We start from the raw sequence: 24,080 nt of genomic DNA, 5'->3' as shown, positions 1-24,080 counted from the left end.
GGTTCCCGGCAGATCGCGGGACAAGCCACGCTCCCACAGGGAATGTAAGCAGGTTCACGCGGCGTACACCGCCAGCTTCTCCTGAATGAAATCCAGAAAGCACTGAATCCGTAACGCCAGCTGCGAGTTGCGGTAGTACACCGCGTGGGTCGGCTGGCGATAGCCGCTGTTGGCCTGGGGCAGGATGACGTTGAGGCGGCTTTGGCGGATGTCTTCGTGGGTCATGAAGTGAGACAAGCAGACGATGCCCTCTCCCGCCAGCGCCAACTGGCGCAACGTCTCGCCGCTGGAGGCCGACACCGTTGGCTGGATGAACAGCCGATCCCCGTCGGCGTGGCGCAACGGCCAGTGATTGAGGGTTTCGGTCTGGGTGAAGCCGAGCAGTGAATGCCCGCTCAGCGCTGGAACGGTTGTCGGCGTGCCGTGTTTTTCGAGGTATTCAGGACTGGCCAGAATGTTCAGCGGGCTGCTGCCGAGGGGCCGGGCATGCAGGGTCGAATCGGCCAGTACGCCAATGCGGATCGCCACATCGGTGCTCTGCTCCAGCAGATCAATGATCAGATCGTTGCTGTTCAGCTCCAGCTGGATGTCCGGATACATTGTGCGAAACTCGGCGACGTACGGGACGATTGAATGCAGCATGAAGGGCGACGCCGCGTTGATCCGCAACCGGCCGGACGGCGTCTGCTGGCGCACCGACATGCGCTCTTCCAGCTCTTCCATCTGATCCAGAATCTGCCGGGCCCGCTCAAGGAAATACTTGCCCTCCTCGGTCAGGTCCATGCGCCGCGTGGTGCGGTTGATCAACGTCGTGCCCAGCTTGCCTTCGAGTCGAGACAAGGTGCGGCTGATCGCCGAGGGCGTCTGCCCGACCTGCTCGGCGGCGGCTGAAATCGACCCGCTTTCGATCACCGTGACAAACACCTGCAACTCATCCGACCTGGCTTTCACTGTTGTCTCCCGCTCACAAGAGACCGGATATTAGCGCGCTTGCGGGCCCGCGCTCAGATTCCGAACACCGAGGCCAGATGCGCTTCGTACCGCTTCACGTCTGCTTCGACGTTCGGCATTTTCATCACGTCCACGGCCAGAAAGGTTGGCAGGCCGGTCATGCCGAGGAACTGGTTGGCCTTGTGGAACGGGAAGTACACGGCATCCACGCCCTTGGCTTCGAAAAAGTCTGCCGGGTCGTCGAACGCTTGCTGCGGCGCGTTCCAGGTGGCGGAAATCATGTACTGCTTGCCGTGCAGCAAGCCGCCGCTGCCATACCGCCGGGACTCATCGGAGCGAGTGCGACCGTCGTTGGCGTACAGGCTGCCTTGACCTTCGGTGAAGACTTCGTCGATGTACCTTTTAACCGTCCACGGCGCGCCCATCCACCAGCCCGGCATCTGCCAGATGATCACGTCCGCCCAGAGAAACTTCTGCACTTCCTCGGCCACGTTGTAGCCGCCGTCGATGAAGGTCTGCTGCACGTCGAACCCGGCGTGATCGAGAAGCGCCATGGCGGCTTCATGCAGCGTGGTGTTGTAGCGGCCGTCGGAATGGGCGAATTGTTTGCCGCCGTTGAGAAACAGTACTTTTTTCATATCAAGCCTCGTCCGCCGTCAATGCAGTCCGCCGTTCAGCGGTACCGGATTGAGGGTCTTCAATTGGAATGGACGGCAGAATAGCGGTCAGGCGAGCAGCGAATAAGCAGGCAGCGGGCAAAATACCTTTGCGGGGGAATCACGAATGGGCCGGTGATTAATGAATCCTTGTTATCACGCAGGCGGGTGAGAAAGCCGATCAATCCGGCTGGCTTACCCAGCGATCATCAGGTGCGCGCCCAGCAGCGCCATGCCGATGAAGAACATGCGCTTGAACACCAACGGGCTGATGCGTTGACGCAGCCATTGGCCGAACATCATGCCGAGCAACGCGGGAATCAGCGCCAGCAAGGAAGCGCCCATTTCAGCGCTGCCCACCGCGCCGTTCCAGAAAAGACCGACGCCCAGCGCCAGGGTCGAGACAGTGAAGGACAGCCCAAGCGCCTGCACCAGTTCGTTACGATCCAGCCCCAGGCCCTGAATGTAGGGCACCGCCGGAATGACGAAAACGCCAGTGGCCGCGGTGACCAGGCCGGTGATAAACCCGCACAAAGGCCCGAGCCAGCGCTCGGCAGCAGGCGGCACCTTGAGCGTCGGCAGAAACAAGCCGCACAGCGCGTAGACAAACAGCGCGCCGCCCAGCGCCCTCGCCATGCCGTGCCCGTTGCCAAGCCCCAGCGCGTAGGAGCCGAGCATGGTGCCGATGACGATCGTCAGCAGCAGCGGCCACAACCGCGTGCACAGTCCGCGCAGATGCCCGCCGGTCGCCAATTGCCAGAGGTTGGTCAAGGTTGAGGGGATCAGCAGCAGCGCCGCCGCCTGGGTCGGCAGCATCATCACCCCCAGCAGGCCCATCGCAACCGTCGGCAGCCCCATGCCGATGACGCCCTTGACCGTGCCGGCCAGCAGAAACGTCAGCAGCACCAGCACTGACAACGTCCAGCCGAGGTGTTGATAAAGCGATAGGAAACCATCCATGGGCGCATCCTGCGAAAAGGTCGACGAGGGGAAAAATCGGGTGGTGCAATGGGTGCCACTTCAGCACATTCGGGCACCTGCGGTAACAGAAAAATAATCAGCGCCACTCATCTGAAGAGCGGGTTGATGTCAGCTTTCCATTTCTGCCAACCCGACTTGCCATTTGTAACGTTTCATCGGCAGCCGGTTTTTCCTAGGATCCCTTGACGTCGTCGACGCCTGGCTCGCCAGCAATCACGTGTTTGAGGGGGAATGCATATGTCCGATGCAACTGAGCGCCTGTGGGGCGCGCGCTTCAAGTCCGCGCCGGCGGAAGCGATGGCCAACCTGTCACGCTCGCCCGCCGTCTATTTTCGCATGACGCCTTATGACGTGGCAGGCTCCAAGGCCCACGCCCACGAGCTTGAGCGCGCCGGTTTGCTGGACGCCGACGAAACCCGCCGCATCATCGATGCGCTGCAATCGATTGACGAGGATTTTGCCGCCGGCACGATTCAGCCAATTCCCGCCGACGAGGACGTGCACACCTTTATCGAGCGCCTGCTCACCGAACGCCTCGGCGCACTGGGCGGCAAGCTTCGCGCCGGGCGCTCGCGCAACGATCAGACGGCCAATGACATGCGGCTGTTTCTGCGTGACCGGATTCGCGTGCTGACCCTGTCGATTCTTGATCTGCAGCAGGCATTGGTCAGTCAGGCCGAAGCCCATGTCGAGACCATTGCGCCCGGTTTTACTCACCTGCAACAAGCGCAGCCGATTGTCTTTGGTCACCATTTGATGGCCCACGCCCAGGCGATTCATCGTGACATCCAGCGCCTGCAGGATTGGGATCAGCGCTTCAATCTATCGCCCCTCGGTGCCGCTGCCATGGCCGGCTCCGCCATCGCCCGCGACCCTCAACGTTCGGCGGCGGAAATGGGCTACGCCGGCCCGTGTGAAAACTCCATCGACGCCGTCGCCAGCCGTGATCACGTGGCCGAGTTTCTGTTCTGCGCGAGCATGCTGGGGATCAATATTTCGCGCATGGCCGAGGAGTTCTGCATCTGGACGTCGCGGCAGTTTCGCTGGGTCGAACTGGATGATGCCTACGCCACGGGCAGCTCGATCATGCCGCAGAAGAAGAACCCGGACATCGCCGAGCTGGCCCGGGGTAAATCAGGCCGTTTGATCGGTTCGCTGACCGCGATTCTGTCGGTGCTCAAGGCGCAGCCGCTGTCGTACAACCGCGATTTGAGCGAAGACAAACACGCCATCTTCGACGCTCTGGACACGCTGAATCTGGTGCTGCCTGCCTTTGCCGGCATGGTCCGCACGATGAAGGTGCGCAAGGACGAGTTGCTGTGTCAGGCGCCCCTGGGGTTCACCCTGGCGACGGAAATTGCGGACTGGCTCGCCGTTCGCGGCGTGCCGTTCAAGGAAGCCCACGAGATCACCGGACAACTGGTTCAGCTGTGCGAGGCGCAGGACATCGGGCTGCCAGAGCTGACGCCAAAGATGCTCGCCGACACCGACCCGCGCCTGACGCCAGAGGTGTTGGAGAGCCTGACGCTGGAAGCGGCACTGGCGGCGCGCGGCGGCTGGGGCGGAACGTCCCCGGTGCGAGTGGCCGAGCAGATCGCGCGATTTAAGGCGCATTTGGTGGCCCAGGAGCAGTGGGCCAAGAATTACAACGGCCCGCGGGGTTAATTGTGGTGCGACCGCGTGCGCATAGTAGGACCGGCTTTAGCCGGGAATGCCTCGGACAGGACGCCGTGAAATGAGGCTGTTTATGCTGCTCTCTTCACCGCCGTCTTCCTGTGAACACAGCACCTGTGGGATTGAGCTTGCTCACGAAGACGGCATTCCAGCCGCTAAATATTCAGCGGATGTTAATGCCTCTTCGCGAGCAAGCTCGCTCCCACAACGTAGTGCGGCGCATGCAAAACCTTAGTGGAATCGCGAGCCCCAAGGATGTACTCGATTACCTAGTGGGACCGGCTTTAGCCGGGAAGAGGCCGGCGGATGTGCACCCTCAGTTTTCCTCCTTGATGTACGCCTCAACCACCGCAGAAAAGTCCTTGCCTCCGTCACCGCGCAAACTCATCGCCTGATACAGCTGCTGCGCCAGCGCGCCCATAATCACGGGTTGGCGCGCGGCTTTGGCGGCTTCGGTTGCCAGGCCCAGGTCCTTGAGCATCAGCTCTGCGCCAAACCCTCCGGTGTAACCACGGGACGCCGGGGCGGTTTCGACGACGCCGGGCCAGGGGTTGTACATCTCCGAGCTCCAGCACCGGCCGGTCGAGCTGTTGATGATGGTCGCCAGCACGCCGGTGTCGATGCCCAGGCGATTGCCCAGCGCCATGGCTTCCGCCACGCCGATCATGGAAATGCCCAACAGCATGTTGTTGCAGATCTTCGCGATCTGCCCGGTGCCGACCTCGCCGCAATGGACGATGTTGCGGCCCATCTGCGCCAGGATCGGCTTGAGCACCGTGAAGTGTTCAACACTCGCACCGACCATAAACGTCAGCGTCCCGGCCTGCGCGCCGCCAGTGCCGCCGGACACCGGCGCATCGCCGACCACCACGCCTTGTTTCGCCGCTGCCGCCGCCACATCGCGGATGGTCTGTGGATCAATCGTGCTGCAATCCACCGCCGGCACCCCTGCACTGATGCCAGCCAGTACGCCGTCTTCATTCAGGTAAACCGCGCGAACGTGAGCGGCGGCCGGAAGCATGGTGATGACCAGGTCGGCGCCCTGAGCCGCATGTTTGGGCGACTCGCTGATCCGGCTGCCCAATTCGGCCAGCTCGGACAAGACCTGTTGGTTGACGTCGAACAAATGCAGCTGATGCCCGGCACGGATCAGGTTCCGCGCCATCGGCGCACCCATATTGCCCAGGCCGATGAAGGCGATTTTCATGGTTGTTCTCCTTGTTCAATTCCAGTGCCACCGGCGACGCAGGCCCCTTGTGGGAGCGAGCTTGCTCGCGAAGCGATCGCGAGCAAGCAAGGCCCGCTCAAAGCGCGTCGCACTCAACGCAAATTGATCGTCGTATTCACGCCGTCATTCACGCTGTCGTCATCGAACCAGCGGCTGGTGACGGTCTTGGTCTGAGTGTAGAACTGCACCACCTGTTTGCCGTACGGTCCCAGATCCCCCAGCTTCGAACCGCGCGACCCGGTGAAGCTGAAGAACGGCACCGGCACCGGAATCGGGATATTGATGCCGACCTGACCCACGTCGATTTCACTCTGGAATTTGCGCGCCGCCGCACCGCTCTGAGTGAACAGCCCGACGCCATTGCCAAACGGGTTGGCGTTGACCAGGGCGATGGCCTGATCCAGCGTATCGACCTCCAGCACCACGAGCACCGGCCCGAAGATTTCCTGAGTGTAGATCTGCATCTCCGTCGTCACGCCGGTGAACAGCGTCGGCCCGACGAAATTGCCGTCCTCAAAACCTGCCACCGTGATACCGCGCCCGTCCAATTCGAGGGTCGCACCTTCCTGAACGCCGCTTTCGATCAGATCAAGAATCCGCTGTTTCGCGCGCTTTGAGATAACCGGCCCGACATCGGTACCCGGCTCGCTTCCCGCGTTCACCTTGAGCTTCTGCGCCAGCGCCTTCAGATCGGGAATCCACTGCTTCGCCGCGCCGATCATCACCACCGCCGACGTCGCCATGCAGCGCTGACCCGCCGCACCGAAACCGGCGCCGACCAGTGCGTTGAGGGTCTGCTCGCGATTGGCATCCGGCAGCACAACGGCATGGTTCTTCGCGCCCATCATCGACTGCACGCGCTTGCCGTGTTTGCCCGCCAGGTCGTAAACGTGAGTGCCCACCGCCGTCGAGCCGACGAAGGACACCGCCTTGATGTCCTTGTGGGTGCAGATCCCGTCGACCACCTCTTTGCCGCCATGCACAACGTTGAGCACGCCCGCTGGCACGCCCGCCTCAACCGCCAGCTCCACCAGCAGCATGGTCGACATCGGGTCCTGCTCGGATGGCTTGAGCACGAAGGTGTTGCCGCAGGCAATGGCCATCGGGAACATCCACAGCGGAATCATCGCCGGGAAGTTGAACGGCGTGATCCCTGCGCAGACGCCGATGGGCTGACGCAGCGTGTAGGTGTCCACGCCACCGGCGACGTTCTCGGCGAATTCCCCCATCTGCAGTGTGCCGATGGAGCACGCGTGCTCGACCACCTCCAGGCCGCGGAAGATATCGCCCTCGGCGTCTGCGATGGTTTTGCCCTGTTCGGCGCTGAGTACGGCGGCGATGCGTTTGGAGTGTTCGCGAATCAGCGCCTGCAACTTGAGCATGATGCGCATGCGGGCGCTTATAGGCGTGTGCCGCCAGGTGGTGAATGCCTTCTGCGCGGCGGCGACAGCGGCATCGACCTCGGCGGCCGTCGCGAAGGGCACGTGGGCCAGCACTTCCTGGGTGGCGGGGTTGACCACGTCGAGCCACTCGGTGGTTTGCGACTCAACCCATTCACCGCCGATCAGCAGCTTCACGCGGGCCACGGTGGTGTTGTGTTTGTTCAGTGACACGTTCATTGCCATTGCTCCATTCAAGGCAGCGCGCCGGCCTGGCCGCGCTGAAAAAAGTCGATTTCAGGCAGCGCGATGGCGAGGGGGATCGCGCTTCATCAGCGCGGTACAGACCAAAGCCACCAGCGCCATGCCGATCAGGTAGGCGATCACGTAGCGCGGACTGCCGCCGCCCATGGCCAGTAATTGCGTGGCGATCATCGGCGCGAATCCGCCGCCCAGAACGCCCGCCAACTGCACCGAGACGGAGATGCCGCTGTAGCGAATTTCCGCCGGAAATTGACGGGCAAACAGCAGAGATTCCGGCGCGTAGAGGATCGGGAAGACCACGCCCACCGCCAACACCATCGCCCACCACACCATCTGCGGTTCGCGGGTGCCGAGCATGGCGAAGAACGGATAAACGAAGGCGCAGAGCAGCAAAAGCCCGGCGAAATACAGACGTTTCTGACCGACCTTGTCGGACAGGTGCCCACACAGCGGCATCGTGACCAGAGAAAGTGCAGCGCCAGCCGTGATCGCGCTCAGCACGTCAGCGCGGGGGATGAGCAACTGGTTGGCGGCGTACGCCAACGCGAAGGTCACCGACATGTAAAACCAGGCATTCTCGGCGGTGCGTGCGCCGATGATGGTCAGGGTTTCTTTCGGGTGCTCGCGGAACACTTTGAACAGCGGCACCTTGACGGCGATGTTGTCTTTTTTGAGCTTCTCGAAATCGGGCGACTCCGGCACTTTCAAGCGAATCAACCAGCCCACGCCCAGCAGCACGACGCTGGCGAGAAACGGAATCCGCCAGCCCCAACTGAGCATGTCGGCCTCCGGCAGTTTGGCGACCATGCCCATCGCCAGCGACGCCAGCACCAGCCCTGCGCCAACGCCGGTTTGCGGCAGGCTGCCGTAGAAACCTTTGCGGCCCTCGGGCGCATGTTCGACGGCCATCAGCACCGCCCCGCCCCACTCGCCGCCGACGGCCATGCCCTGCAAGAAACGCATCGCGACGAGCAGCACTGCGGCCCAATAGCCGATCTGTTCGTAGGTCGGAATCAGGCCGATGATGATGGTCGGAATGCCCATCAGCATCAGGGTGAACAGGAGCATGGACTTGCGCCCGATCTTGTCGCCGAAATGACCGAACACAATGCCGCCCAGCGGCCGGCCGAGAAAGCCCACGGCGTAGGTGGCGAACGCCGCCAGCACACCGATGATCGGGTCCAGTGCAGGAAAGAAGATCTTGTTGAAGATCAGTGCGGCAGCTGTGCCGTAGAGGAAAAAGTCGTACCACTCGATGGTCGTGCCAGCCATGCTCGCCGCGCCGGCAAGCCGGTAGGATCGGGCGTTTTTCACGGGACTGGCATCGAGTGCGCCAGCGTCCGCCGTAATAGCGTTCTTCATAAACTCCTCCGCTTATTTATTGTTGTGCAGGGTGTTATGGCGTTTGGGGGTAGAGCGATTTGCCGGGGCGTTTCCTCGTTGGATTCAGGCACTGCATCAGGCATTAAAGGGCTGGTTGGATCCGGCCGCGCTTCGGAGTATAGATGTGCAAACTTCTAATAAGAACGCACATAAAAGCAGGTTCAACATGCAAAAAAACATCACGTCCTTGAGCGCCCTCAATTGGGATGACCTGAAGTTTTTCCTCGAAGTGGCGCGCACGCGCAAGGCCAGTTCCGCGGCCAAACGCCTCGCGGTGGACTACACAACGGTGTCGAGACGGATCAGCTCGCTGGAAACGTCACTGGGCACGCTGCTGTTCGAGAAATCCCGCAACACCGGCTTCATCCTCACGGCAGAAGGCCAGCGATTATTGGGCGCGGCCGAGTCCATCGAAAGCACGCTGCACATCGCCTGCGAGCAGGTGTCCGGCTCCGGCGTCGCATTGTCGGGGCATGTGCGCATGGGCTGCACTGAAGGCTTCGGCAGCTTCTTCATCACCCCGCAATTGAGTCACTTCACCGACACGTACCCGGCCATTTCAGTGGATATCCTACCGCTGCCGCACTTCATCAGCCTGTCCAAGCGCGAGGCAGACATCGTTATCGCGCTGGAGCGTCCGGAGCACGGGCCTTACGTGTGCTGCAAGCTGTGCGACTACAGCCTGAGGCTCTACGCCACCCAGGATTATCTCGACAACCACGCGCCGATCCTCAAGACCGAAGACCTCGCTGACCATCCGTTTATTAGCTACGTCGACGATCTGGCCTTCAGCTCGGAATTGCTCTACCTCAGCAACCTCCTCCCCGGCGCCCATGCCACCCTGCGCAGCACCAGCGTCATCGCCCAATACGTCGCTGCATTGCAGGGACGAGCGCTGGCGATTCTGCCGTGCTTTCTGGCGGCGCAGGATGCGCGACTGCTGCCGGTGCTGGAGAGTGAGGTGGATATCACGCGGCAGTTCTGGATGTACTGCCGGGAGGACCTGAGAAAGCTCAAGCGGATTACGTTGTTGTGGGACTACATCCGCGAGGCCACCGAGCGCAATCAGGCGTTTCTGTTGGGCAAGACCGGGCGGATGGCGTTTGTGGATTAGACCTGCCGAGCCTGTGTAGGAGCGTGGCTTGTCCCGCGATCGGCGACGCAGTCGTCGTCCCGACTCCCGCGGTATATCAGGAAAAAATACATCTGCTGCTCCTGCTGCCGGTACCCGGCAGATCGCGGGACAAGCCTTGCTCCTACGGGGTACGCGCAGGATTTGCCGTCTAGAAGGCCCCTCCCCGTCATAGTTCAGAAATCTCTGAACTATGCATTTAAGCTTTCCTATTCTTCCCGTTCATCGGCCGAATCTAAGATCGGCCCCAATAAAGGAGCCCGTCCAGTAGAGACACGGCCCGAAGATTGCCTTTTCTGATGTGACTGCCACTGTACCCCGTCTCGGCCTGCGCCGTGGCGGAGCCCTGTCTGGGGTCACACGTCAGCCGCACGACGCAATCTTTGAGGACGCTCGATGAAACTGGAAATCTTCCGCACGCTCTGGGGCTACCGCTCCAGCAAGGCCCAGGCGCTGGATGAGCTGCTGGAAGCCGGGTTCGACGGCATGGAAGCACGCCTGCCGCTGACGCCGGTGGAGCGCGCGGAATTCGGCGCCTTCCTGCGCGCCAATCACGTGCCTTACATCGCCACCGTTTTCACCGCCTACGATGTCCTCCCGGAACAATCAGCGACCACCGCAGAACACCTCACTGACCTAGAGCAGAAGCTCGCCTGGTCAACCGAACTGGCGCCACGCTTCGTCAACGTGCTGGCCGGCAACGATCGCTGGCAATTGCCGCAGCAGGTGGACTTCTTCGGTCAGGCGCTGGAGGTCGCACGCAAGCACGGGCAGACGGTCACTTTTGAAACCCACCGCGCGCGCTCGCTTTTCAATCCTTGGGTCACCCTTGAGCTGATCCGCCAGTTGCCCGATCTGCGCTTTACCAGCGACATCAGTCACTGGATCGTCGCCTGCGAGCGTTTGCTCGACGACCCCGAAGACGACCTCAGCGCGTTCGTCGAGCGCGTTCATCACATTCAGGCCCGGGTCGGCTACGACCAGGGCCCGCAAGTCCCCCATCCCGCTGCCCCCGAGTACGCCCGCGAGCTGGCTTTCCATCAGCAGCACTGGGAAGCCGTGTGGAAATCCCAGCATTCGCGGGGTTGTCAGGTCAGCACGATGACGCCTGAATTCGGTGCCGACGGCTATCTGCATCACCTGCCCTTCACCAATGTACCGGTGGCCGATCTCTGGTCGCTGAACGTGTGGATGGGCCAGACCGAACGCGAACATTTCCAGCGCTTCACCCACACAACAAGCCGATAAGGAGCGTTTCGTCATGCCAGATCCGTCGCACGCGGCAGCCCCAAAGGTCGCCAATTTCAGCAGCATCCCGGTGGTCGATATCGCCGGGCTGTTCAGCCCCGACGTCGCCCTGCGTCAGGCCGTCGCCGACCAACTGGGCAAGGCGGCGCGGGAAGTGGGTTTTCTTTACGTCAGGAATCACGGCATCGCGCCGTCGCTGATCGACGATCTGCGCCAGGCCGCCAAGGACCTGTTCGCCCAATCCCTCGACTACAAAATGCAGCACTACATCGGCACTTCACGCAGCCACAAAGGCTTCGTACCCGAGGGCGAAGAGGTGTACGCCAAGGGCAAGCCGGACCACAAGGAAGCCTTCGATATCGGTTTTGAAGTGGGCGACGAAGACCCGCTGGTGATCGCTAAAACCCCGCTGATCGGCGCTAACGAATGGCCGGACCTGCCCGGTTTTCGCTCTGCGGTGGAGGCGTATTACGCGGCAGTATTTGCCCTGGGCCGCCGCCTGTTCGACGGCTTTGCGCTGGCGCTGGGCCTGGAGGAAGGCTACTTCGAAGGGATGGTCACCCGTCCGCCCTCCAAGCTGCGTTTGATTCATTACCCGTTCGACGGCGCCGCCCAGGACGCGCCCGGAATTGGTGCGCACACCGATTACGAGTGCTTCACCATGCTGCTGGCCGACAAGCCCGGTCTTGAAGTGATGAACGACCTGGGTCAATGGATCGACGCGCCGCCGGTGGACGGCGCGTTCGTGGTCAACATCGGCGACATGCTGGAGGTCATGACCGCTGGTACGTTCGTTGCTACGGCTCACCGGGTACGCACCGTCAGCGAGGAGCGCTATTCGTTTCCGCTGTTCTTCGCCTGCGACTTCCACACCCAGATCAAGCCCCTTCCGCAGTTCGACAAGGGCACGGCCGACTACGAAGAGATCACCATCGGCGAGCACATGTTCGGTCAGGCGCTGCAGACCTACCAGTACCTGCGGCGCAAGGTCGAGAACGGCGAAATCAAGTTGTACGAAAAGGCACGCAAGCCGTCGAGCTTCGGCCACCTGAAGAATCAGACACATGACGCATCGTGATGCGGTACGTCCCTCTGCCCCGCCCGACTAATCAGCACACCCAGCCCTACCTTCCTGACGTGGAGTCACCGACGATGCGCAACACTCTGAACACTGCTGTCCGCTTGACCGTGCTTGCCTCTGCCGTGCTCGGCGCGTCCCTGTTTGCTGCAACCGCCGCTCAGGCTGCCACCACGGTGACGCCCGGGCAGTTCAAGGTCGGCATGGAGATCACCTACCCGCCCTTCGAATCCTACGACGAGAAGAAGAACGTCGTTGGTGCCGACCCGGACCTGTCACGCCTGCTCGCCAAGCACATGGACCTCAAGGCCGAGTTTGTCGACACCAAATTCTCCAGCCTGATCCTCAGCCTCAATGCCGGGCACTACGACGCGATCATTTCGGGCATGTACATCACGCCGGAGCGCCAGACCCAGGCCCAGACCATTCCCTACGCCGTAACGGGCGCAGCGATCATGGTGCTCAAGGACAGTCCGCTCAAACCCAAGGTGCCGGAAGACCTGTGCGGGCTGAAAATCGGCCTGGAAAAAGGCACCACGTGGGTCACCCAGTTCAACAAGCTGTCCGCCGAATACTGCGTGCCGAAGGGCAAAGGCCCGGTCGCCGTCAGCGAATTCCCGTCGGCACCGGAAGTGACCCAGGCGCTGCTGTCGGGCAACGTTCAGGCGCAAGTGGAAATCGACGGCGCCGCCGGCATGATCGCCGAACGCACCAAAGGCCGCGTGGTGGTCAGCACCGAGCATTCGATCTACCAGCAGACGCTCGGCATCTACGTGAAGAAGGGCAATGACGAGCTGTATCAGGCGTTGCTCAAGGCCTTCGACGAGACCAAAAAATCCGGCGAATACGCTGCGCTGTTGAAGAAATACAACCTGGAAGAGCCTGCCAACTGACGGCTTGATGCTTCATCCCGTGTAGGCGTGAGCGTGCTCGCGATTGGCCGTGACAGACGATGAAGGTGGGTCGGCTGTGCCGAAGTCATCGCGAGCAAGCTCACTCCTACAGGGATCGTGTCTGATAAGAGAATCCCGCCGGGCCCCGCCCTGCTGAGGTGTGTATGCAATTCGAATGGTCCTACTTTTTTTCTTTGTTCTCGGTCGCTGACTTCTGGGAGTCCTGCATCACCGTGATCGAGCTCAGCGCGCTGGGCTGGTTCATCGGTATGCTGCTGGGTTTCCTGCTGGCCTCGGCCAAGCTGTCGACCGCGCGCTGGATCAGCGTGCCGGCGTCGATTTATATCTGGTTCTTCCGCAGTGTCCCGCTGCTGGTGCTGGTGGTGTTTACCTACAACCTGCCGCAGATGTTTCCGGTCACCCGCGACGTGCTGTCCAACCCCTTCTATTCGGGCCTCCTTGCGTTGGTGGTCACGGAAGCGGCTTACATGGCGGAGATTCACCGGGGCGGCCTGATCTCTGTTGCGAAGGGCCAGAAAGAAGCCGGCCGCGCCCTGGGCGTCGGTCTGATCGGCATGCAGCGGCTTATCGTCATCCCCCAGGCGTTCCGTATCTCCCTGCCGACGCTGGTGAATGAATACATCACCGTGGTGAAACTGACCTCGCTGGTGTCAGTGATTTCCCTCACCGAACTGCTCACCGTGGGCCAACGCCTGTACGCGCAAAACTTTTTAGTCATGGAAACGCTGTCGGCCGTCGCGGTGTATTACGTGATGATCGTGACGGTGTTCGGCTGGCTGTTTCACTGGCTTGAGCAGCACCTGGAGCTGAGCAATCGCAAGCCGCAGACCCTCGACGACACTGCCCTGACTGACCTGCGCGCCAGCCTGGTCGTGCAGCCCACGGTGGTGCGCCAGCCGACAACAGGACCGGGCTCGGCACCGGCGCTGCAACTGGTCAACATCCATAAAAGCTACGGGCAGCATGAAGTGCTCAAGGGCATCAATCTGGAGGTGGACGCCGGGCAGGTCATTTCCATCATTGGCCCGTCAGGCTCGGGCAAGACCTCGCTGATTCGTACGGTCAACAGCCTCGAAACCATCGACAAGGGCGAGATCATCCTGTTTGGCGAGGGCTACATTCACGCCGGCGACAACCCCAACGCGCCGCAGATTCGCCGGGGCGTACAGCGCATTGGCATGGTGTTTCAGAACTTCAACCTGTTCCCCCACCGCACCATCCTCGACAACGTGACCCTCGCGCCGCGGTATCACGGCCGCGACCGCGACGTCAGCGAGCAACGCGCCTACGTCCTGCTCGACAAGGTCGGGCTGCTGGCCCACGCGCACAAATACCCCCATCAATTATCCGGCGGTCAGCAACAGCGCGTGGCGATTGCCCGGGCCCTGGCCATGGACCCGCAGATCATGCTGTTCGACGAACCGACGTCTGCGCTGGACCCGGAGCTGGTGGGCGACGTGCTCAAGGTCATCGCCGACCTGGCAAAGGAAGGCATGACCATGCTCATCGTGACTCACGAAATGGACTTCGCCCTGTCGATTTCCGACCGGGTGATCTTCATGGAAAACGGCATCGTGCAGGTCGACGCAGCACCGCAAACGATTCTTGCCGACCAGTGCGGCGCGCGCGTGCGCACGTTCATGGGGCTGGATCACGCCGTTACGCAATCAGCGCCTGCGCTCAAAGAGGCGTGAGCCTCACAGCCCCAACATCAACCCGCTCAGGCGCTTGACCTTGCGCCGCAGGGCTTCTTCAAACACGCCCTGGCGCGGCTCGATCAGGCTGAACCAGTGCTTGGCCCGGGTGATGCCGGTGTAGATCAGCTCCTTGGTCAGCACCGGGTTCAGCGCCTCGGGCAGGATCAGCGCCGTGTGGGCGAACTCCGAGCCCTGGGACTTGTGCACCGTCATCGCGTACACCGTTTCCACGTCATTGAGCCGGCTCGGCAGCACGAAACGCACCCCGCCGCTGCCGTCGTTACGGGGGAACGCGACACGCAGCGCCTGACGGTTCTCCTCGATCGGTCCCTCGGGCAGACGCAGGGCAATGCCGATGTCGCCGTTCATCAAACCCAGCCCGTAATCGTTGCGCGTCATCAATACCGGGCGGCCCTCGTACCACTGATGATCACTCTCGATCAGCCCGGCGCTGAACAGCGTTTCAGTGATCCTTCGGTTCAGCCCTTCCACGCCCCACGGCCCTTTGCGCACGGCACACAGCAGCTGAAACTCATCGAACGCGTTCAGCACCTGCCGCGCCCACTCGACGCTGCGCGGGTCTTCGATCTGCGTCAGGTCTTGCGGCCGCTGCGCGTGCATCACGCCCAGATAATGACGGTAGCCTTGTGGGCCATCGCCGTGACCGTCGAGCAACAGCCGCGACAGCGCACGGTCCTGCTCTCCCTTGAGCACCAGGGAAAACAGATCCGGGTACTGGCGAGCCGCGAGCAATGCACGCGCGTCCTGGTCCTGCTGCTGATTGACCAGTTTGGCCAACTGACCGATACCGCTGCCCGCGACGAAGCGCCGGGAATGGCGCAGCATCACCACTTGCTGGGCCAACGCGTGATGCTGATCGTCGCCCTGCTGCAAACCGCTTCTGGAAAGATCCTCGCCACTGACCGATTCAAGCCACGCCTGGGTCTGCGGGCTGTACATCCCCGCCTCCGCATCGCGGCACAAATCGCCCAGCACGGCGCCCGCCTCAACTGACGCCAATTGATCCTTGTCGCCCAGCAGCACCATGCGCGCATGGGGCGGCAGCGCGTCGAGCAGATTGGCCATCATTTCCAGGTCGATCATCGAAGCTTCATCCACCACCAGCACGTCCAGTGGCAGCGGGTTGCCCGCGTGATGACGAAAATGCCGTGTGCCCGGACGGCTGCCCAGCAAGCGGTGAACCGTGGTGACTTCGCTGGGGATTTTCTGCCGCACGTCTTCCGGCACTTGCAGCGACTGCACCTGATGACTGATCGACTCGGTCAGCCGTGCCGCGGCCTTGCCGGTCGGTGCCGCCAGGCGAATGCGCAACGGCTTGCCGCGCTCAACCGCCGGCGATTGCAGCAGCGCCAGCAAACGCACGACCGTGGTCGTCTTGCCCGTGCCGGGGCCCCCGGTAATGATGCTGAAAGCGCCACGGGTCGCCAGGGCGCAGGCCAGCTTTTGCCAGTCGATCAACGCGTCAGGCGCGGGGTTGGCCGGGCCGAACAGCGCATCCAGCCGCTGGGGCAAATCGCTGAACCCCGTTTCCACCTGAGCCAGCCGACGACGCAACGCCGCATCGATCCGCCGCTCATAGGTCCAGTAACGGCGCAGGTACAGGCGCCGATCGGATAAAACCAACGGCCTCTGCGCCGCCGCTTCAGAGACATCCCCCGCGTGAGCAACCAGCGCGCTGGCTTCCAGCGCCTTGCACCACGTTGCGCCGTCCAGCGATTTGAGCAGTGAGGACGGCAACAGCATCGGCGTCGACAACACATCACCCTCGGGCGGCAGCGACAAAGCGAAGTCCGGCTCTTTCAGGGTTTCGTAGAGGTCCAGGCAAACGTGGCCGTGACCCAACTGGTGACTGGTCAACGTGGCCGCCAACAGCACTAGGGAATCGGCGGCAGGATCAAGGTCGGCCAGAAACGCCACGAAGGCTTTGTCCAGCGCGCGCAACCAGCCGCGTTCGACCCAGCGCTGCAGCAACAGCAGCAAATCCTCCACGCGGCTGAGGGGTTTCAGGTCGGCCAGGCTGTCGGCGTCCAGCGCCGTGGGCATCAAGTGAGCGAAGGTGCGGTTCATACGAGGTCTCCTGACAGCACGTCTTCCGTAATCGGCGCTCGGCCCTGAAACAGCAGATCGAGACTTTCGATCAGCGCGCGGGGCGGTCGGGTAAACCACGCGCCCTGACTCGCTGCGCGACTGCCGCGCACGAACAGGTAGACCGCTCCGCCCATGTGCTGGTCGTAATCGTAATCGGCAAGACGCGCTTTGAGCTGACGGTGCAAGGCCAGCAGATAGAGCACGTATTGCAGGTCGTAGCGGTTCTCCAGAATCGAGTTTTCCATCGCCTGCTCGGTGTAGGCATCGTCGTCGACGCCCAGCCAGTTGGATTTGTAGTCGGCGACGAAGTAACGACCTTCGTGCTCGAACGTCAGGTCGATGAAGCCCTTGAACATGCCGTTCAGCGAAACCGTCTCAGCGGCCGCACGAGGGGCGCCGTTGTGGGTGTAGCGGCGCACCAGCGCGTCCATCTGCGCCACATCGACCTTCGAGCAGGCGAACCAGAATTCCATTTCGACGCGGTACTGGTTCGGCTGATCCAGCTCGCACAAGGCCATGGGCTGTACGTCTGTGCCCAAACGCAGCGGCAGGGTCAGCAGATGCTGCAGCCAGTCGGTCAGCGTGTTGATCCAGCCTTTCCAGTCGCGCCGGTTGCAGCGTTGGGCGACGACTTTCTCCAGCGCCAGCGGATCAGCCGTCGCTTCGGCAAAGCCCTTCTCACCGGCCCATTCCAGCAAGCCGTGCAGAAAGGTGCCGGGGTTGGGGCCGCGCGGGAATCGGTGGATATCGCCGCCGCTGACCATCACCTCCCGCGGCGCATCCGGGGCAAGACGCTCATCGTCGAACAGCTTCTGCGCTTGCGGGCTGTCTGGCGACTGATCGCCGCTGTCGGTGATGGTGTCGCCGATGCGCAGCGCGCTGTAGGACGCAATCCACCAGTTCTCCCGAGCGCTGCGCCTGGGCACGCGCGGCTTGCTCAACGCGACCTCGCTGCGCGGCGCGCTGAAGGACTCGGTCGTGGGCAGCGGCACAGGCTCAACCTTAACGGCGGGATGACCTTCTGCCAGCGAACGCAGCCACTGCCCCAACGCCACCGATTCAGCCAGCTTCTGCCCGCCGCCAAGCAAGTAGCCCAGCGCCGAACGATGGAGTGTCGAGGCGCTGTTGCTGCCGCGTTTGAGATCGGCAACGCCCAGCCAGCACGCGTGTTGCGCGCGGGTCAGGGCCACATATAACAGACGCAGGTCCTCCGCCAGACGCTCGTCATCCGCCTGCTCGATCAGCGCAGGCGTGGGTTTGAGGCTGATCTGCGCGTGGCCATCGGCGTCGTGAAAGTGCAGCGGCAAACGGCTGCCGTCCACTGGCTTCGTCGAGCAGATGAAGGGCAGGAACACCAGCGGGTATTCCAGGCCTTTGGATTTGTGGATGGTCACCACCTTGACCAGTTGTTCATCGCTTTCGAGGCGCAGGATCTGCTCTTCTCCCGCTTGACCTGACAGCGCCAAGTGCTCGCTCAGATGACGAATCAGCGCCTGCTCGCCATCCAACTCGGCGGCGGCCTGCTGCATCAGTTCGCTGAGGTGCAGCAGGTTGGTCAGCACACGCTCGCCATCGGTTCGCTGAACCAGCGCCTGCGGCAGTTTGAAGTCGTGCAGCAGCCGACGCAGCATGGGCAGCACGCCTTGGGTGCGCCAGATGCGCCGGTAATCGCGGAACTGCATGACGCGGTTTTCCCACGCCAGTTCGTCCTGATTCAGCAGCTCAAGTTCGGCCAGCGGCAACGCAAGGGTGATGCAGGCCAAGGCCGCGCGCAGGGTTCGCTCGGCGTCAGGCTCGGCGCAGGCTTTGAGCCAGGCGAGCAGGTCATGGGCCTCTTGCGCCGCAAACACCGAGTCCTTGTCCGAGAGGTACACACTGCGCACGCCCCGCGCCGACAACTCGCCTCGCACGGCCTGAGCCTCCTTGCCGTCACGCACCAGAATCGCGATGTCGGCGGGCAACAGGTTCTTCAACGGCTCCCCAGCTTTCGCAAAGCCCGCTTGCCCTTGTTGACCGGCGTTGAGCAAACGGACGATCTCACTGGCGCAACTCGCCGCCAGTTGCTGACGATAGACCGTGCCCGACACCGGCTGATCGGTTTCCAGCTGCCAGACGTTGAGCGCCGCGAGGACCTCACCGTCGACCTGCAACGTCTCTTTACGGCCCTGAGACCCGACTGCCAGAAACGGCACGGGATTGTCCTCAGGCGTGCGGAACAAGAACGCACCGCGACCGGCCTCGCTCGTTTCCGCGCGCGTGAACACGTGGTTCACCGCATCGACCATCGCGTGGCTGGAACGGAAGTTGGTGCCCAGCGTGTGCAAGCGTCCGGTCGTGGCCTGCCGGGCGCGCAAGTAGGTGTAGATGTCGGCGCCGCGAAAGGCGTAGATCGCCTGCTTCGGGTCGCCGATGAGGAACAGGCCAGTGCTTTCGTCGTTGGCCTCAAGCCGGTAGATGCCGTCGAAAATGCGGTACTGCACCGGGTCGGTGTCTTGGAATTCATCGATCAAGGCGACGGGAAACTGCTCGCGGATCAGGGTCGCCAGGCGCTCGCCGCCACTTCCGCGCAATGCCGCATCCAGGCGCAGCAGCATGTCGTCGAAACCCATTTCCGCGCGGCGTCGCTTCTCTTCTTCAAAGCGGGCGCCGACCCATTGAGCTGCGTGTTCGAGCACCGCCGCATCGGGCGTTGGCAGCGTGTCCAGCGCCACCTTGAGCTCGACCATCGCCTCGAACGCCGGGTGCGACGGCGGATTGTTCTTCCACGCCTCAGCAATGCCGTCGGGCGTCAGCCGAGTGAAACCGGTGCCAAGGTCGAGTTGCTCCTGCTCATCGTCATTGGCCCAGGCAATCAGCTTGTCGAACCAAGGCCGGAAATAACGCTCCTGCATCTTGCGACCATCGACGACTTTGCACGCGACGCCGTCGATGCAGATCGCGTGCAGCTCCGCGGCCCAGTTGGCCCAGGGCGCCTTGAGCTGGCGGAGGGTTTCGCGCCGTTCCTGGATCGACTGCTCGATGATCTGCGTCGGACTTTGCGTCACGCTCGCCCGCTCACTGCCGAACAACGCGCGCACCCTTGGCAGCAGCGCCGCAGGGCCGCCCCAGTTCTCGCGCACCCAGATCAGCGCGTCACCGCTCATGGGATAGCAGAACTTGCGCCAGTAATCGCGCAGCACTTCGCTCAGCAAATCGGTGTGATCGGTTTCCAGACTCTGGGTGAACAGGCTGCCGCTGTCGAAGGCGTGCTCGCGCAGCATCCGCTGACACCAGCTGTGAATGGTCGATACCGCCGCTTCGTCCATCCACTCCGCCGCGATGTCGAGACGGCTGGCGCAGGCGGGCCATTGCTCAATGGCGAACTCATCCCGCAAGCCAGCGATCAACGCGTCGGGCGCTTCAATTTCTTCACGGAAGAACCGCGCGGCTTCAGTCAGTCGCGTGCGAATGCGGTCGCGCAGTTCCTTGGTCGCCGCGTCGGTGAACGTCACCACCAGAATCTGCGGCGGCAACAGCTCACGGCCAAACCCTGAGTCCTCGCTGCCATGCCCCAACACCAGACGCAGGTACAGCGCCGAGATGGTGAACGTCTTGCCGGTGCCGGCGCTGGCCTCAATCAGCTGGCTGCCTTTCAGCGGGAAGCGCAGGGCCAATGGTTGTTGTGCGTCACTCATGCGCCGGCCTCCTCGCGAGAAAGTGCCTGCCAGGGCGCTTCAAAAATCGGTTTGTACAGCGCCTCGCACCAGCCCACGAATTCCTCGCTGCCCAGCAACGCGTCGAAGTCCGGGAACTGACGCGCCAGGGCGGTGCTTTCAGCACGCTCACCCTTGCTGTTCTGGCCATCGCCTTCATAGGCCTTGCGCGCGGCAGCGTCGGCTTTGGCCTCATCGTTCTGCCCTAGCCAGGCAAACGCCGTCTTGACCGCAATCGGCAGCGGTCGTTGCATGCCTTGATGCCAGGCAAGCAGCAGGTCATTCAGCGTGCGCGTGGCGGTGTCTTTGTCCAGCGGCGGCAGCAAAAGCGTCTCGTCGCTGGCCACCAGCGCCGTGGTCAACGGCAGATCGCACGCGCAGGCCACCAAGTGGTTCACCCACGGCTTGGTCAGACGATGCCACTTGCGCGTCTTCTTGCTGGCGATGGCATTGGGAATAGCGGTGATCGCGAGTAACTCGTTCTGAGGGTTCTGATAAAGCCCATCGACCCAGCCATCGAGCTCGACGCCCTGATGCTGATAACTGACCGGCAGCGCGCTGTGCAGCCGCACCGGCCAGCGAATCAGTAGCTCGTGATAACGGGCGACGAGGTCGGGCAGCGGTTCGATCAATTCATCCTGAAGCAACGTGCCGAAGCCGGCCATCGGCAGCAAGCCGCTTCCCTGCAAGCGCGTTGCCTGAGCATATAGGGATTCCTGAATGTGCTCAGGATCTGTTAGCGCTGCTTGCAACAGGCTGTCGCTGAGGCCATAGCGCTCAAGCGCGTCGAGCACGAAAGGCTCCTCGTCCGCCAATGGCGCCTCGGCGACCTCAAAGAATATCTTCAAGCGCTGACTAAAGAAGTGCTTCACCGGATTGCGCAGGAAATCCTGCAACTGCATCAGGCTCAAGGGCTCTTCCTGCTGGTGCTTTTTCAGCGCTTTTGTTTCACCCGCTTCCATGACGGCTTCGTGCAGCACCTGCCACTCACGGGCGAAGCTGAAGAACTCGGGGTTCTCCTGGAAGTATTTGGCACTGAATGGCTGGAGCGGATGTTCAACGGTCAGTTTGTGCAGCAACTGTTGCCCCGGATCACGCTTTTTATCGTCCTCGGGCTCGATGGCATCGGCCCGTCGCCAGCCGCTGGACAGATGATCGCGCAGCTGCCCGATGAGCACCGAAGCCGGCCGCTCGGAATTGTCGCGAATGCTGCGCCCGACCCAGCTGATGTACAGCTGATCACGTGCAGACAGCAACGCTTCGAGCAAGAGATAACGATCATCCTCACGCCGGGAACGGTCGCCGGGACGGTAGTCGCTGCCCATCAGATCGAAATCCAGCGGCGGCTGCGCTCGGGGGTAATCGCCGTCATTCATGCCCAGCAGGCAGACGATTTTGAAAGGAATCGCGCGCATCGGCATCAGCGTGCAGAAGTTGACCGAACCGGCCAGAAAGCGCTGGGATAGCCGCCCTTGATCAAGCCCGGCCAGCCAGGCTTCACGCACGACCGTCAAGGGCAGCTCTTCTTCCAGGGCAACGGTCTCGCAGGTCTGCAGCCAGGTTTCGCGCAGGGTTTCCAGCTGACTGAGCAGGTAGTCGTCATGCTCGCTGTCAGCCATGAAGAACAGCTGCATGATCGCCTGAAGGCGCGCGCCCCATATGGCGGGTGTGGCGGGCCGGGAGAGTTCGTTGTGCGCGACCTGAAGCGCATCGATCAGGGACACCAGAGGGCCAATCAAAGCCGCGTCCAGCCCGCCGATTTCGTCATACGGCTGAATGCCGTCGTAAGCCGCACCCGCACCGACGGCGTAGCCCAACAGCATGCGACGCAGGCCAAAATGCCAGCTGTTCTGCTCAAGCTGTTCCGGCAGACCCAGCCCTTCGCGTTGGTCTGCATTGAGCCCCCACCGCACACCCGCCCCTTCAATCCAGCGATGCAGGGTTGGCAGGTCACGCTCATCAATGCCGAACCGCGCGCGTAATGCGGGAACGTCCAGCAGATCGAGGATTTCACTGACCGGGAATCGACTGTCCGGAATTTTCAGCAGATGCTCAACGGCGATCAGCAGCGGATCACGGCCGCGTTGGCCCTGGTCGGCGAGGGTGAAGGGGATAAAGCGGCGATCGTCACGGTCCAGCTGGCCGAATACCGCACGAATGTGGGGAGCGTAGCTGTCGATGTCCGGCACCATGACGATGACGTCCCGGGGACGCAGGTCCGGATCCTTGCTGAAGCGCGCGAGCAGTTGGTCATGCAGCACCTCCACTTCGCGCTGGGCACTGTGGGCGACATGAAAGCGAATGGAGCGGTCAGTCTTGATGTCCACGGGCGGCCAGACGTCACGGGTCTCGCTCAAAGGGCGCAGTTCGAGGATATCGTCCTGGAGTTGGTTCAGGAGGGTCGTGGGCTCGCTCTCGCTAAACAGATCGATGCGCCCGTCGCGAAAAATCGATCGGTAGCTGTTTGGGTCGTCATGACTGTCCAGCAGATTGATGTAATCACGACCCTGCTTGCCCCACGCCGCCAGCAAGGGGTGAGCGTGCTGGTGCAGCGCGTCAGGATTCAGCACCACCGGCATGCCGGGTTTTCGCGACTGACGCTTGTATTCGTGACGCAGGAGATCCTTGTCAGCCACGATGTCTGCCCAGTGATGGCGGCAAGGATTATGAACGCAGAGCAGGACCTGACTGAAACGAGCCAACCCGGCAAGCGCCTCTAGTGCCTGGGCCGGCAATGAGGAAATACCGAAAACGATAACCCGCGCAGGCAAACCGGCCGGCGCCTCGGTCAGGCTGTTGATGCGCTCGATGTAACGCTGATGCACACCGGCACGGCTCTGGGCCATGCCCTCTGCCCCGACATCATGGAGCAGCGCACGCCACAGTTCGGCTTGCCAGCAGTTCTCTGCTTTCAGCGGCTTTGCCTCTCCCCGACCGGTCCTGAGTTGGTGCTTGCCAGCAGCCCAGTCTTCCAACCAGTCGGCGCGATACACCTGATATTGGTCGAACAGGTCAGCGAGTCGCTCGGACAGTTGGTAACGCTTGCGCAGGTCCGTATCGGCCGTCAGGAATCGCTGCAGTGGCTCGAAGTGTGGCTGATTGATCAGGCCTGGGAGCAATCGCATCAAACGCCAGGTCAAGGGAGCTTTATCGAGTAACGAGGTTTCCGGAATCTCGGCCTTGCCCAACACCGCCCGATACAGCTGCCACATGAAGCTGCCAGGTAACTGCACATCAATCGCAGCGGCAATGCCGCAACCCCCTTGATCATCGTCCTGTGCATCTTCGGCCAACGCGAGCTTCAGCCATTGAGCAATACCGTTGCTTTGTACCAGCGCCACTTCGTTCTCAAGGGGCGTCAGCGGGTAACGCCGCATCCATGACACCACTAGGCCACGCAGCTCATCCAGGCGATTCCCATGGACCACCATAAATCCGGGGTTAAGATTGGATGTCACCGGCATAGCTGCGCCCCTTGGTCTTTCAAAAGAGGAAGAAGACTACCAGAGGGAGCGGACTTGTTAGCGTTCGATGTTGCTAGGGCGACTGGCGAACATTCCCTTATGGGTGGTGATGCAGCGATAAGAGGTTGGCAGCTATTTCCGCGCGCAAAAACAAAACCCCATCTGCTTTCGCAAATGGGGTTCTGGAATTTAATCTTGACGATGACCTACTCTCACATGGGGAAACCCCA

At 62.0% G+C, this 24,080-nt stretch carries 15 protein-coding genes; 6 read left to right on the top strand and 9 right to left on the bottom strand.

The window, feature by feature from the left end:
• Positions 1-54 precede the first annotated feature (54 nt).
• The 3 genes from QWI18_RS10825 to QWI18_RS10815 form a co-directional block, all read right to left on the bottom strand.
• Positions 55-951: a LysR substrate-binding domain-containing protein gene (locus QWI18_RS10825; RefSeq protein WP_369318822.1), complete on the bottom strand. Its 897-nt coding sequence runs from the start codon at positions 949-951 to the stop codon at positions 55-57.
• Positions 952-1,004: 53 nt separating this feature from the next.
• Entirely contained in the window at positions 1,005-1,589 is a 585-nt protein-coding gene (locus QWI18_RS10820) for an NAD(P)H-dependent oxidoreductase (protein ID WP_369318821.1), read from the bottom strand.
• A gap of 213 nt (positions 1,590-1,802) precedes the next feature.
• Complete coding sequence (locus tag QWI18_RS10815) at positions 1,803-2,567, bottom strand: sulfite exporter TauE/SafE family protein (RefSeq protein ID WP_369318820.1); 765 nt, start codon at positions 2,565-2,567, stop codon at positions 1,803-1,805.
• A gap of 258 nt (positions 2,568-2,825) precedes the next feature.
• Between QWI18_RS10815 and argH the strand changes: the two genes are divergently transcribed.
• Positions 2,826-4,253: an argininosuccinate lyase gene (gene argH, locus QWI18_RS10810; RefSeq protein ID WP_369318819.1), complete on the top strand. Its 1,428-nt coding sequence runs from the start codon at positions 2,826-2,828 to the stop codon at positions 4,251-4,253.
• A gap of 325 nt (positions 4,254-4,578) precedes the next feature.
• On the opposite strand, the gene mmsB is transcribed toward argH, so the two are convergent.
• The 3 genes from mmsB to QWI18_RS10795 all read right to left on the bottom strand — a co-directional run bounded on the left by mmsB (position 4,579) and on the right by QWI18_RS10795 (position 8,495).
• Positions 4,579-5,469, bottom strand: a complete 891-nt coding sequence (gene mmsB / locus QWI18_RS10805) for a 3-hydroxyisobutyrate dehydrogenase (protein ID WP_192132465.1) — start codon at positions 5,467-5,469, stop codon at positions 4,579-4,581.
• A 113-nt stretch (positions 5,470-5,582) separates the two neighbouring features.
• Positions 5,583-7,109 carry a CoA-acylating methylmalonate-semialdehyde dehydrogenase gene (locus QWI18_RS10800; protein WP_369318818.1) on the bottom strand — a complete coding sequence of 509 codons (1,527 nt, stop codon included), beginning with the start codon at positions 7,107-7,109 and terminating at the stop codon, positions 5,583-5,585.
• A gap of 57 nt (positions 7,110-7,166) precedes the next feature.
• The gene (locus tag QWI18_RS10795) at positions 7,167-8,495 is read right to left on the bottom strand and encodes an MFS transporter (protein ID WP_192132469.1); all 1,329 of its coding nucleotides are present in this window, start codon (positions 8,493-8,495) and stop codon (positions 7,167-7,169) included.
• Between the two features lie 187 nt (positions 8,496-8,682).
• On the opposite strand from QWI18_RS10795, the gene QWI18_RS10790 reads away from it, so the two are divergent.
• The 5 genes from QWI18_RS10790 to QWI18_RS10770 all read left to right on the top strand — a co-directional run bounded on the left by QWI18_RS10790 (position 8,683) and on the right by QWI18_RS10770 (position 14,582).
• Complete coding sequence (locus QWI18_RS10790) at positions 8,683-9,630, top strand: LysR family transcriptional regulator (RefSeq protein WP_369318817.1); 948 nt, start codon at positions 8,683-8,685, stop codon at positions 9,628-9,630.
• Positions 9,631-10,044: 414 nt separating this feature from the next.
• Positions 10,045-10,896 (top strand): sugar phosphate isomerase/epimerase family protein, encoded by an 852-nt coding sequence (locus QWI18_RS10785; RefSeq protein WP_369318816.1) that lies wholly within the window; start codon positions 10,045-10,047, stop codon positions 10,894-10,896.
• Between the two features lie 13 nt (positions 10,897-10,909).
• Positions 10,910-11,974 (top strand): isopenicillin N synthase family dioxygenase, encoded by a 1,065-nt coding sequence (locus QWI18_RS10780; protein ID WP_369318815.1) that lies wholly within the window; start codon positions 10,910-10,912, stop codon positions 11,972-11,974.
• 74 nt (positions 11,975-12,048) lie between these two features.
• Complete coding sequence (locus QWI18_RS10775) at positions 12,049-12,867, top strand: ABC transporter substrate-binding protein (RefSeq protein WP_296315997.1); 819 nt, start codon at positions 12,049-12,051, stop codon at positions 12,865-12,867.
• 164 nt (positions 12,868-13,031) lie between these two features.
• A complete protein-coding gene (locus QWI18_RS10770; RefSeq protein ID WP_369318814.1) occupies positions 13,032-14,582 on the top strand; it encodes an amino acid ABC transporter permease/ATP-binding protein in 1,551 nt (516 codons plus the stop codon).
• Positions 14,583-14,585: 3 nt separating this feature from the next.
• On the opposite strand, the gene recD is transcribed toward QWI18_RS10770, so the two are convergent.
• From recD to recC, 3 genes are read right to left on the bottom strand one after another with little or no spacing between them, the layout of a single operon-like run.
• Positions 14,586-16,673, bottom strand: coding sequence for an exodeoxyribonuclease V subunit alpha (gene recD, locus QWI18_RS10765; protein WP_369318813.1), 2,088 nt, complete (start codon positions 16,671-16,673; stop codon positions 14,586-14,588).
• On the bottom strand, positions 16,670-20,368 hold the full coding sequence (gene recB, locus QWI18_RS10760; protein WP_369318812.1) for an exodeoxyribonuclease V subunit beta: 3,699 nt from the start codon (positions 20,366-20,368) through the stop codon (positions 16,670-16,672). The genes recD and recB overlap by 4 nt, the downstream gene beginning before the upstream one ends.
• Positions 20,365-23,850, bottom strand: a complete 3,486-nt coding sequence (recC, locus tag QWI18_RS10755; RefSeq protein WP_369318811.1) for an exodeoxyribonuclease V subunit gamma — start codon at positions 23,848-23,850, stop codon at positions 20,365-20,367. Before recC ends, recB begins: the two co-directional genes overlap by 4 nt.
• Positions 23,851-24,080 lie beyond the last annotated feature (230 nt).

It is taken from the genome of Pseudomonas sp. W2Oct36, assembly GCF_041060465.1.
Taxonomy (GTDB): domain Bacteria; phylum Pseudomonadota; class Gammaproteobacteria; order Pseudomonadales; family Pseudomonadaceae; genus Aquipseudomonas; species Aquipseudomonas graminis_B.
Note: the sequence above shows the minus strand (reverse complement) of the source record. Positions and strands in the feature narration are given on the sequence as shown.